The organism is Nocardia aurantiaca (assembly GCF_009708175.1).
Taxonomy (GTDB): Bacteria; Actinomycetota; Actinomycetes; order Mycobacteriales; family Mycobacteriaceae; genus Nocardia; species Nocardia aurantiaca.
In genome coordinates this window covers 146232-156804 of record NZ_WMBB01000017.1, presented here as the reverse complement: position 1 = coordinate 156804, position 10573 = coordinate 146232, and the positions used below count along the sequence as shown (strand labels likewise).

Genomic DNA, 10573 nt, shown 5'->3' with positions numbered 1-10573 from the left:
CGAATCGGCCCGGGAACAAGAGCTGGAGGACACCGTGCGCCGGCTCGTCGCGGACTGGGACGGCCGGGTGGAGCTCGATTTGCTCGGACCGATGGCGGCCTACGACTTCGTCACCAAGCCAGCCCCCGGGGAGTGAGACATGGGCCTGCTCTCATCGATATTCTCGCTGCCCCTCGCGCCGATTCGCGGTGTGATCTGGGTGGGCGAACTGATCCAGGACCAGGTCGAACGGCAGCTGCATGATCCAGCGATCCTGCGGCGCGAGCTCGAGGAGATCGACCGCGCCGCAGCGACCGGCGACTTGTCCGCGGAAGAGGCCGAACAGGCGCAGCAAGCGGTTCTCGAACGCATGACCGGCTCCGCGGTAGGCCCGGTCGACCGGAAGGAGTGACTCACGTGGCCCGCGACACCATTTCCGAGGATTCCGACAATGCTCGTTCGGCATCGAATGAACAACCGGCCCTGACCGCGGCGCAAGCCGCCGCGGTGGCGGTCGAATGCCTCGCGGAACTGACTTCCAACGACATCAAAGGCGTCACGCGCGTGGAACCGACGGAGGACGGTTGGCTCGTGGAGATCGAGGCACTGGAGGATCGCCGTATCCCGCCGTCGGCGGACATCATGGCGCTCTACGAGGTGGAGATCGATTTCGACGAGAATCTGCTGGCCTACCGCAGAATCAAACGCTACAGCCGTGGCAGCACCGACATCGAACCGAGGGTGCAACGATGACGGTGGTCGGAGGCGAATCGTACGCGCCGCAGCCCTACGGGGGCGGGCGCCAGTCCACCAACCTCGCCGACATCCTGGAGCGAGTCCTCGACAAGGGGCTGGTGATCGCAGGCGATATCCAAGTCAATCTCCTCGACATCGAACTGCTCACCATCAAACTGCGGCTGGTGATCGCATCCCTGGAGACAGCCAGGTCAGTGGGCATCGACTGGTGGGAGAGCGACCCGTGGCTCAACAGCAAGGCCCGCGCGCTGGAACGGAAGGAACCCGATCTCGAGGTCGAGAACCGGGAACTCCGAAACCGGATCGCGGAACTGGAGGCGGCGAACGAACGCCGTCAACCCCTTGAAAGCGGCAGAGAACGGAAGAAAGAACGATCGTGACCGATGGCTTCGCGGTGTGGCTGTACGCGGTGGCATCCCGCCGCGACGGCGCGCTGGAATTGGGCACGCTGACCGGAGTCGCGGGCGAGCCGGTGCGGACGGTCGTCTCGGGCAACCTGACCGCGGTCGTCGGCTCGGTGCCGCTGGATGTTTTCGGGGAACAACCGCTACGCCGAAACTTCGAGGATCTCGACTGGCTGGAGGCCACAGCACGGGCACACGACGTGGTGGTATCCGCCATGGTGCGTCGAGGTCCGACCGTACCGCTGCGGCTGGCCACCGTCTTCCACGACGACAACCGCGTGCGCGAGCTGCTCGATGAGCGGCAAGCGGACTTCGACGCCGCCCTGCAGTTGGTGAGCGGCCGTACCGAGTGGGGTGTGAGAGCCTATGGCGATCGTGCTGCCCTCACCGCCGCCGTGGCCCAGGCCAGGTCCGCGAACGAGGGCAGCACGACGACCCCGGGGGCCGCGTACCTGGCCCGGCGTCGCGCGCAACTGTCCGCGCGGGAAACCGTAGAACGCGATGCGGCAGAGCGCGCCGAGCAGATCCACGAGCGTTTGGTTCACCACGCCGCCGCGGGACGACGTCACCCGCTGACCGACCCGGCGGTCAGCGGACGCCGGGACTGGATGGTGCTCAACGGGACATACCTCGTGGACGACGATCGCACCGACGACTTCACTACGGCCGTCACCACGCTCGGCGCCGAACTCCCCGGCATCCGGCTCGAACTCACCGGCCCTTGGCCGCCGTATTCGTTCGCGGGCATGGAACGAGGGCCGACATGAATCCGGCCGACCGCACCGTCGACACTGAGCGCCGCGTCGCGCTGGTCGACCTGCTGGACCGGGTGTTGGCCGGTGGCGTGGTCATTTCCGGCGACATCAAACTCGCCATCGCCGATGTTGATCTGGTTCAGATCTCGTTGCGAGCCCTCATCTCCTCCATCAGCACCCTGTGCGCGCCGGTCGGTTCGGCCTCGCGTGGCGTACTGGAACCGGCCGGCGATGACTGAATTCGGCGGCATCCCACCCCGAATCGACACCGATCCGGAATCGGTCGAACGCGGGCTGGTCACCCTCGTCCTCACCTTGGTGGAGCTGCTGCGGCAACTGATGGAGCGGCAAGCGCTACGCCGCGTGGACGCGGGTGACCTCACCGATGCTCAGATCGAACGCGTCGGCACCACCTTGATGCTGCTCGAACAACGCATGGACGAACTGCGCGATCACTTCGGACTCACCCCGGAAGATCTCAATATCGACCTCGGCCCGCTCGGCACGCTCCTCCCTCGTGACCCGAGCGATGGCTCATACGAGTGAACCCGGGTGTTTCGCCCGATCAGTAATCTATCCACTGTGCGGCGCCAGCCATTTCGGTCGTGCTGGACGTCGGCGTGTTCCCCCGGCACCCCGTCGGGGATCGACAGCACCAGAACGGTGGGTTCATGCGCTGACTGCGGCCGGCGAATCGGCTGGGGCGTCACAGGATTGGCGGGCACATGTGAGGCTGGTCGGTTGCGGGATCGCTGGAACGGATGTCGCCTGCGTGGGGGTCGACCGGCCGACATCACACCGAGGGTGTGCGCGGTTCAGGTTTTTGTGTTGATCAACGCCATGTTGCCGCCGTAGTGGGCGAGCACCCGGTGATCCATGACCGCGCGCCACAGCGGCGGGATCGCGGCGAGCACGATCATGGTGGCATAACCGTACGGTAGCTGCGGCGCGAGGTCGGAGCTGCGCAGGGTCTGGTAGCGGCGCCCGGGATTCGCGTGGTGGTCGCTGTGACGCTGCAGCTGGAACAGGAAGACATTGGTGACCAAGCGGTCGCTGTTCCAGCTGTCGCGCGGCGAGCACCGCACATAACGGCCGTCGGCGCGGCGTGGGCGCAGTAAACCATAGTGCTCGATGTAATTCGCCGTCTCGAGCAGCACGATGCCGATCAGGGCCTGCAACAGGAGGAACGGGACGATGACGATCCCGAACACGCACATCATCGTCGCGAACAGTGCGACGCTAATCGACCAGGCCTGCAGCAGCTGATTGTCCCGGCTGAACCAGCCTTTTCCCTTGCGGGCCAGCCGTTCCCGCTCCAGGGCGAGCGACGAGCGGAAACCGCCCAGCACGCTGCGCGGCACGAAGGCCCACAGTGATTCGCCGAAGCGCGCGCTCGCCGGGTCTTCGGGCGTGGCGACCCGGACGTGGTGTCCGCGATTGTGCTCGACGAAGAAATGCCCGTAACCGGATTGCGCCAGTGCGATTTTCGCCAGCCAGCGTTCGAGATGCTCGGCTCGATGGCCGAGCTCATGGGCGGCATTGATGCCGATGCCGGAAACGATTCCGAGGGTCGCGGCCAACCCTAATTTGTCGGCGAAGCTCAGTTCCGTGCCGGCCCACAGGTATCCCGCGATGAACAATCCGATGAACTGGATCGGCAGGAAGACGTAAGTGCACCAACGGTAATACCGATCATTGGACAGCGCTTCGTAATCCTGCTCGCGCGGATTGCTCCCGTCCGTACCCACGGCCATGTCCACCAGTGGGATCACCACCAGCACGAAGATCGGGCCGATCCACCAGAACAGTTCCAGCCCGGTCCAGGTCACCAGTTGCGCCGGCACGATCGCACAGGCGGGCGCGATCGAACCGAGAAGCCACAGGTAACGTTTGGGATCACGAGCTTGCGCGTTTTCGAAGACCGTCATAGTCGTCCCGCTCATCCCATCGACAACGTCAATTGCAGGGGTCACCGAGGAAAACGGTTGCGCTGTAGCTTTGTTGCCAAACAATAGCTGTTTCCGTGTCGGTGCACCACCGAGAACGGTGAAATCACTGCCTGACCGGCGGCCGGGAGGTCGGATCGGGGTCCGATGCGCGAGAGTGCTCGAGATGTCGGGACAGCGCGCCGGTGAGAGGGCGGGGGCCGGGATGCGCTCGTGCGCGTCGAACGGAGAACGCCGCTATCCGATGGGGATAGCGGCGTGCCGGATCGGATCCAACCGGGTCAAGGCAAGGCGCCACAATTGACGGGCGCCGGCAAGCCGGCGAGACGATCGGTCATCCACTGCTGCGAGGTTGCCAGCGATGGGAAGAAGGCCAGCACATGGGTGTCCACGAGTCCCGAGATGGCCGGAAGCTCGGCGTTCGAGTTCAGCTGCACGGACGCGCCGCCACCGCACCATCCCGCGGCCATACCGCGGATGGCAGGGTAGGGCGTTCCGTCGTCGTTTCTGGCCGAGGAGATCAGTACCGGCACCGCGGGGGTGCGGGTACCGAGCCGCTGCTCGTCGAATGCCGCCTTCAAGACCGGGGAGCCGTCGATGACGGCCGTGAGCGGTTGCCCGCTGGTGGTCCACTGGGCCGTGTTCTGATATCGCTCGAACAAACCGAAGAGGCCGGCGCACTTGTCCGCCGACTCCCGCAGGATCGCCTTGCCGGTGTCGTTCAGTTCGGCGTCGAGCACCGGACGGGTATCGGGATAGTCGGCGGTGATGCCGTTGAGAATCCATGCGATGGCGGGCGCGACGTCGGGCCGGCCGTCGTTGTACCCGATGAAGTATTCGTCGTCCACCACGGGACCGCCGACATAGGCCGCGCGCACGTTCAGGTCGGAGGCGTATTTCGGTTGCAGCTCGGCGGCGGCGGCAGAGGCCATTCCGCCCTGCGAATACCCATAGAGGACAACTGGCGTGCGGGCGCTGAGGCCGGTGCCGGGCAATCTCGTCGCGGCCCGTGCGGAATCCAGTACCGCGTAGCCTTGCGCCTTACGGTTGAGATAGTCGTGGGTGTCCGGCGTGCCCAGGCCGTGATAGTCGGTTATCACCACCGCCATGCCGCGAGACAGCAGCGAATACAGCGCGATGAGGTCGTATTCGAAAATCGCGTCGACCGGCGGCTGATACTCCACGAGCTGCGAGAGCAGCTTCGATGGCGCGCACTGCTCGCCCTGCCCCTTGGTACCGCCCGCGTACGCGACCAGCGGCCGTTCTCCCGGGCCGGTCCACGGCTGGGTCGGCTGGAGATACGTTCCCACCACCGCGGTCGGTGCGTCATTGGCATCGCTGCTGAGGTACATGACGCGCGTCGACATGGCCGGAATGATCCCGGGCTGGCCGGGAGCCGACAGCGCCAGCTGCGCTGACTCGGTGCGGATGATGTCGCCCGGCCCGCCATTCGGCAACGGCACCGGCGGAATGTAGAAGTCGGCCGCGGCCGCCTCGGTGAGCGGCTCCGCTGTGGCGAGTGGTGTGGAGATCGCCGCGCTGCAGGCTATGAGGATTCCTGTCAAAGCAACGGCACAGACGAGCTTTTCGGTCCTCACGAATTCGATCCTTCCTGCGGATTGGATTACCCAGGACAGCTAGATCTAGCTCGGTGAGTGAGAGTATCCGTGCTCGTCTCTCCTAGTGCAAGGGGCCTTGCCCTCACGTGCGCTATGCCGGCAGACGGCAGCGGCCGGCTCCTTCTCGCGCTGGGCGGCCTCGCGGGCCGGCATGCGGTCGCGCTGCTCTTCACGTCTCGAGCACCGGGTTCACCTCCTCTGCGGGTGCTGAGATGCCGTGTTGGGTCATCAGCACGCCGGTTGCGGCGGAATGGCTGTTGTCACGGTAGTCGCACGTATCCGTGTCCGCCGAGATCGTCAGGATCCTGATCTCCCAGAACCAAACCTATTACGTCAGAACCGAATACGGTCTGGGCGCGGTGATTTGTCGGCTCTTCTGGTGGAGGATTTGCGGATTCGTCAGCGATTCGCTGTGCGTGTGTTCCTCGGTGGCGTCTGTCGGTCTCGGGTGGCCGCTCCCCTGGCTCGGCGTTTTTCGAGCTTCGATGCGTCACAGTGACATAATGGGGTGTGGTGGCTGAATGGTGAAAGCCCTTGCCATCTGGGCGAATTGGGCGATTTTGGGGCTGGTTTCGGAGTGCCATCCGACCGTGTCCCGATCGGGTGACAACAGCTCCTCCGCCTTGCAGTCAGAGCGGTGTGGCGACGATCGTGTAGCTCAGCGCCGCGAAAACGGTGCTCCTCCGCAGGGTGCACAGGAGCTTCAGCCACGGTGGTGCCCGGTGGATTTCCATGTGGCAGCCGAGCATGAGCGTGACCTTGACGTCGGTCAGGGACAAGGCAAGGGCCGCAATCGGTTTCGAGCGGGAATCCCGCGGCGTTCGGCCGCGGAGGTCCATGTGCCGGCGAGGAGTACGGATCGAATGGGCCCGGTGTCCAGATGCGGGCATGGTGTCGGTGGGAGTGGTGATGACGACGGCCGTATCGGCCAGGTCAATGGCCGATACGGCCGGGAGCGGGCACGCCGCCGATCCCACTGTGATGGACATGGACCGTCGAATCGGCGGCAAGAGGTTGCTGCCAGCGACAATCGAGTGATTTCTGAGCCGGCAGCATCAACTCGGCGATGGTCAGCGGATGGTGCCGAGGCCCGGGATAAGCGGGAGGTCGAGCGGGGTGACCCAGCCGGGTGGCAGGGCGTTGACGGCCGGGACGGCATTGAGGGCGCGCATGCCGGTGGCCAGGCATCCGGCGACCGCGGGGGTACGGCCGGAGCCGTCGGTGAAGCGGAAGGAGGTTTCCTGGGAGATGGAGGGGCTGCCGAGGATGTCGACGCGGTAGACGTCGTCCTTGGTGCCCGCGGGCCAGTCGGGGGCGGCGTCGAGGCCGATGCGGTTGACGTGTTCGAGGGTGATGACCTCGCGGTCGCGGTAGACGCCGTTGATGGTGAAGCGGATGGCGGCGACCGTGCCCGCCTTGATGATGCCCTTGGCCGAGGGACGGTCATCGGGAGTCACCCATTTGTCCCAGGTGGTGGTGATGCGGTCGAGTTCGATGCCAGCGGCGGTGGCGATCATGGGAACCGTTGCGCCCCAGGCCATGATGAGCATGTCGGGATGTTCGAGCAGGGCGGTGAACTCGGGCGGGTGACCGATGCCCATCTCGAATTCGTAGTCGCCCTCGTAGTCGGTGTAGTCGAGCAGCTCGGAGGCGCGCACCGATTCGACCTCGCCGCACAGGCCCATCAGGGTCATGGGGAACAGGTCGTTGGCGAAACCGGGGTCGATGCCGGTGGTGAAGCAGGACGCTCCCCCGGCCCGGCAGGCCTCGGTGATGGGATCGCGCCAGAGAGCGGGCAGCGTGTCCATCCGCGGCCACACCCACGGTGTCATCGCGGTCGAGCACACATCGATGCCCGCGCGCAGGAACGACCCGATGACGCGCATATTCTCCTCGGCGAACGCCGCCGTCGGGCCGTAGTGCACGACCGCGTCGGGACGCAGGGCGATCAGCTCCTCGACCGAATCGGTAGCCAGCACACCGGTTTTCGCGGCCCCGCACAGATCCCCGGCGTCCTTGCCGATCTTGTCGGGATTGCTCACGCCCACCCCGACCAGTTCGAACAGCGGGTGGCGCAGGATTTCGGACAGCACCATGGACCCGACCACGCCGGTCCCCCATAGCACGATGCGCTTGTTCACGCTGACTCCCGTTCTCATCGGTGGAACTCGCCGCAGTCGACGGTGAGCATCTGGCCGGTGACGGCGGTGGCCAGATCACTGGCCAGGAACAGCGCCGCGCGCGCGACCTCGTCGGGCCCGGCGAGGCGACCCAGGTCGGTGGGTTCGGCCTTCTGCCGGTAGATGTCGTCGTGGGTGACCCCGGCCTGGCCGGCCAGCCAGTCGAAGTAGGCCTTGTTGATGTCCTCGTACACGTAGGAGGGCGCGACGCTGTTGACGCGGATGCCGCGCGGGCCGAGCTCGGTGGCCAGCGACGAGGCCAAGTGCGCGAGTGCGCCCTTGGACAGTTTGTAGCCGGAGTACTCCGGTTGTGAGCTGTAGGACACGCACGAGTTGAGCATGATGATCGACCCGTGCGAGCGTTCCAGCGCGTCGGCGAACAGCGCCGACAGCCGCAGTGGCGCGAACACATTGGTCTCGTTGGCGTTTCGCAGCGCTTCCACCTCGATCTGGGTGATCGGGTGCATGGGCGGGATGGCGAAGGCGTTGTTGATCAGGCAGTCGACCCGGCCCAGTTCGGCCAGCGCGGTGTCGACGAGCGCGGCGCGCTGGGCTTCGTCGGTGATGTCGGTCTTGGCGGCTACGGCGGTGCGGCCCAGGGCGCGGACCTCGTCGGCGTATTCGTGGAGGCGTTTCTCGGTGCGGCCGGCCAGTACCAGGTCCGCGCCCATGCGGGCGGCTTCGATGGTGAGCGAATGGCCCAGGCCCGGTCCGACGCCGGAGACCACGATGACCTTGCCGGCCAGCAGCGGGACCGGTTGATAGGTGTCGGCGGGGGTGACCTGCGAGGCAGCTGACACGACTCCTCCTCGAGTCCTCAGCGGTTACAGAATGTAACGACTTTGATGTGACAGACTGTAACGACTCTCGCCCTCAGCGACAAGGACGGATTTCCGTGACCACACGCCACCGGCTGGGCCCGCACCGCGACCCCGCGGTGGACGCCGCGGTCCTCGACGCCGCCCGCGCCCTCATCGTCGAACAGGGCTACGGCGCCACCTCCATCGACGCCATCGCCGCCCGCGCCGGAGTCAGCCGCCCCGCCATCTACCGGCGCTGGCCCTCGAAAGCCCACCTCATCGCCCAGGCGGTCTTCCCGGATGTCGGGTCGGCGGTGATCGCGCCGGATCTGCCGGCCGAGGTGCGCAAGGTGATCCGCGGGACCATCCAGCTGTTCGGCTCCGCCGAAACCCGCGCCGCCATGCCGGGATTGATGGCCGAGATGCGGGAGGATTCGGGCCTGTACGAGAAACTGTCGGCCCGCCTGGACACCCCGACCCGCGACGAGCTCGCCGACTACCTGCCCGCTGACCGGCAACGCCCGGGCCTGGACCCGAACACGGTGCTCGACGCCATCGCCGGGGCGGCCCTGTTCGCCATGTGCATTCGCGATATCGACGATCTGGACGGATTCGCCGCCTCCCTCGAGGATCTGCTGCTCTACGGCATCCTCGGTACACGCCGGCAGCCCGAATGATCCGGATGAATTTCGGTGGGCGGAACGATCTTTCGGCGGTAGCGTGCCCGCCATGGCGGCGAAGAGCAACAGCTATCTGGATCAGGTCGTAGCGCAGCAGGCGGAACTGGAGGAGGATCTGCGGCCCGGGTTCGCCCGGTCGGCACCCGCACCGGTGGCGGCCGGCGCGCCGAGCCCGCGCGGCGCATTGGCCAAACGCGCCGCGCGGGTCGGCCAGACACGGGAGCACACCCCGCAAGGCCCGGTGGACGTGCGGGTGACCGGATTCTGGCGCTGGCAAACCGTTCTCGTGCCACCCAACGCGTTCGTGGTGCACACCCGCCGCGGCGCCGCCGAGCCCCTGCATATCGGACTGGGCGTCTCGTTCCGGTTCAACCCGGCCACCGACTCGTATCTGGTGGTGCCCGGCGCGATCCAGACGATCCTGATCAACGCCTACTGCATCTGCCGCGAACTGCAGGGTGTGCTGGTGCAGGGATATGTGCAGTGGATCATCGACGATTTCGCCACCGCCTACCGCAAACTCGACTTCTCCGACCCCGAAGACCCGATGCGCCTGGTCAACGTGCAGCTGCGCGAACAGGCCGAGGCCGCCATCAAGGACAAGGTCTCCACCATGGCGGTGCGGGACGTGCTCTCGGACAAGCAACCCATCATCGAGGAACTCACCGCCCGCCTGCGCACCGTCGCCGAAGGCGCGGGCGAGGCCGGCGCCCGAGGTGACCGCGGGCTGGGCCTGTCGATCGTGACCGTGCAGATCAAGGAAGCGGTCGTCTCCTCCAACACGCTGTGGGAGAACCTGCAGAAGCCCTACCGCAGCGAACAGAACCGCGTCGCGCGCCTGGCCGAACTCGAAGCCCAGGAAGCGGTATCCACCCGCGAGGCCGCCGCGGGCCGCGCCGCCGAGGAACGCCGCATCGAGAACGACCGGGAACTGGCCGATTTGCGCGCCCGCAACGACGCCGCCCGCTTCGACCGCGAATCCGCCGAACGCCTGCGCCGCACCGCCCGCGAACACGACGTCGACCGCGAAGTCGCCGACCTCGCCCAGCAAACCGCCCTGCACGCCCTGCGGCTGGAACGCGACAAGCACGCCGAACAACTCGAGAACGCCCGTCTGCAGCAGGAACTGCGCCGCCTGCAACTCGAGGCGGAACTGGCGCTGGCACAGGCCAAGACCCGCGCCGCACACGAGGCGGCGCTGCTCGAACTCGAACGCGAACGCGTCGGCATCGACAATGCCAATGCCCGCACCGACACCACCGTCCAGGCTCAACTGATCGAGACGCTGCCCGCCATCGTCAGAGACCTGCCCGCCCCGACGGAACTGAAATCGGTGCAGATCGGCGGCGACACCACCGGGCTGGCCGGATTGGTCGCGCAGCTCAGCGAGATCGTGGCCGCGGTACGGCACAGTCCGCAATCCTGACCGGCCACCTGCGCGCCATTCGGGCCCG

General features: G+C 66.4%; 14 protein-coding genes. 9 read left to right on the top strand and 5 right to left on the bottom strand.

Going from position 1 to position 10573, the window contains the following annotated elements; all coding sequences use genetic code 11:
• The 7 genes from GLP40_RS30070 to GLP40_RS30040 all read left to right on the top strand — a co-directional run.
• Window positions 1–136: GvpL/GvpF family gas vesicle protein (locus GLP40_RS30070; RefSeq protein WP_196054848.1), on the top strand; the 136-nt coding region annotated here is incomplete at its 5' end.
• Between the two features lie 3 nt (window positions 137–139).
• Window positions 140–391 (top strand): gas vesicle protein GvpG, encoded by a 252-nt coding sequence (locus GLP40_RS30065; protein ID WP_154791374.1) that lies wholly within the window; start codon window positions 140–142, stop codon window positions 389–391.
• Between the two features lie 5 nt (window positions 392–396).
• Window positions 397–732, top strand: a complete 336-nt coding sequence (gene gvpO, locus GLP40_RS30060) for a gas vesicle protein GvpO (protein ID WP_328290817.1) — start codon at window positions 397–399, stop codon at window positions 730–732.
• Window positions 729–1115 carry a gas vesicle protein gene (locus GLP40_RS30055; RefSeq protein ID WP_154791373.1) on the top strand — a complete coding sequence of 129 codons (387 nt, stop codon included), beginning with the start codon at window positions 729–731 and terminating at the stop codon, window positions 1113–1115. The genes gvpO and GLP40_RS30055 overlap by 4 nt, the downstream gene beginning before the upstream one ends.
• On the top strand, window positions 1112–1906 hold the full coding sequence (locus tag GLP40_RS30050; RefSeq protein ID WP_407671730.1) for a GvpL/GvpF family gas vesicle protein: 795 nt from the start codon (window positions 1112–1114) through the stop codon (window positions 1904–1906). Before GLP40_RS30055 ends, GLP40_RS30050 begins: the two co-directional genes overlap by 4 nt.
• Complete coding sequence (locus GLP40_RS30045) at window positions 1903–2133, top strand: gas vesicle protein (protein WP_154791372.1); 231 nt, start codon at window positions 1903–1905, stop codon at window positions 2131–2133. The genes GLP40_RS30050 and GLP40_RS30045 overlap by 4 nt, the downstream gene beginning before the upstream one ends.
• Entirely contained in the window at window positions 2126–2440 is a 315-nt protein-coding gene (locus GLP40_RS30040; RefSeq protein ID WP_154791371.1) for a gas vesicle protein K, read from the top strand. Before GLP40_RS30045 ends, GLP40_RS30040 begins: the two co-directional genes overlap by 8 nt.
• A 269-nt stretch (window positions 2441–2709) precedes the next feature.
• Here the strand turns inward: GLP40_RS30040 and GLP40_RS30035 are convergent, their stop codons facing one another.
• From GLP40_RS30035 to GLP40_RS30015, 5 genes are all read right to left on the bottom strand, one after another.
• Window positions 2710–3837, bottom strand: a complete 1128-nt coding sequence (locus GLP40_RS30035) for an alkane 1-monooxygenase (RefSeq protein WP_154791400.1) — start codon at window positions 3835–3837, stop codon at window positions 2710–2712.
• Between the two features lie 284 nt (window positions 3838–4121).
• Entirely contained in the window at window positions 4122–5438 is a 1317-nt protein-coding gene (locus GLP40_RS34190) for an alpha/beta fold hydrolase (protein WP_154791370.1), read from the bottom strand.
• A 650-nt stretch (window positions 5439–6088) separates the two neighbouring features.
• Complete coding sequence (locus GLP40_RS30025; RefSeq protein WP_154791369.1) at window positions 6089–6448, bottom strand: hypothetical protein; 360 nt, start codon at window positions 6446–6448, stop codon at window positions 6089–6091.
• A gap of 81 nt (window positions 6449–6529) precedes the next feature.
• Window positions 6530–7618 carry an NAD(P)H-dependent amine dehydrogenase family protein gene (locus GLP40_RS30020; RefSeq protein ID WP_154791368.1) on the bottom strand — a complete coding sequence of 363 codons (1089 nt, stop codon included), beginning with the start codon at window positions 7616–7618 and terminating at the stop codon, window positions 6530–6532.
• Complete coding sequence (locus GLP40_RS30015) at window positions 7615–8439, bottom strand: SDR family oxidoreductase (RefSeq protein WP_328290816.1); 825 nt, start codon at window positions 8437–8439, stop codon at window positions 7615–7617. The genes GLP40_RS30020 and GLP40_RS30015 overlap by 4 nt, the downstream gene beginning before the upstream one ends.
• A gap of 95 nt (window positions 8440–8534) precedes the next feature.
• Between GLP40_RS30015 and GLP40_RS30010 the strand changes: the two genes are divergently transcribed.
• Together GLP40_RS30010 and GLP40_RS30005 are read left to right on the top strand one after the other, a co-directional pair.
• Window positions 8535–9116, top strand: a complete 582-nt coding sequence (locus GLP40_RS30010; RefSeq protein WP_328290815.1) for a TetR/AcrR family transcriptional regulator — start codon at window positions 8535–8537, stop codon at window positions 9114–9116.
• A gap of 52 nt (window positions 9117–9168) precedes the next feature.
• Window positions 9169–10545 (top strand): SPFH domain-containing protein, encoded by a 1377-nt coding sequence (locus GLP40_RS30005; RefSeq protein WP_154791366.1) that lies wholly within the window; start codon window positions 9169–9171, stop codon window positions 10543–10545.
• Window positions 10546–10573 lie beyond the last annotated feature (28 nt).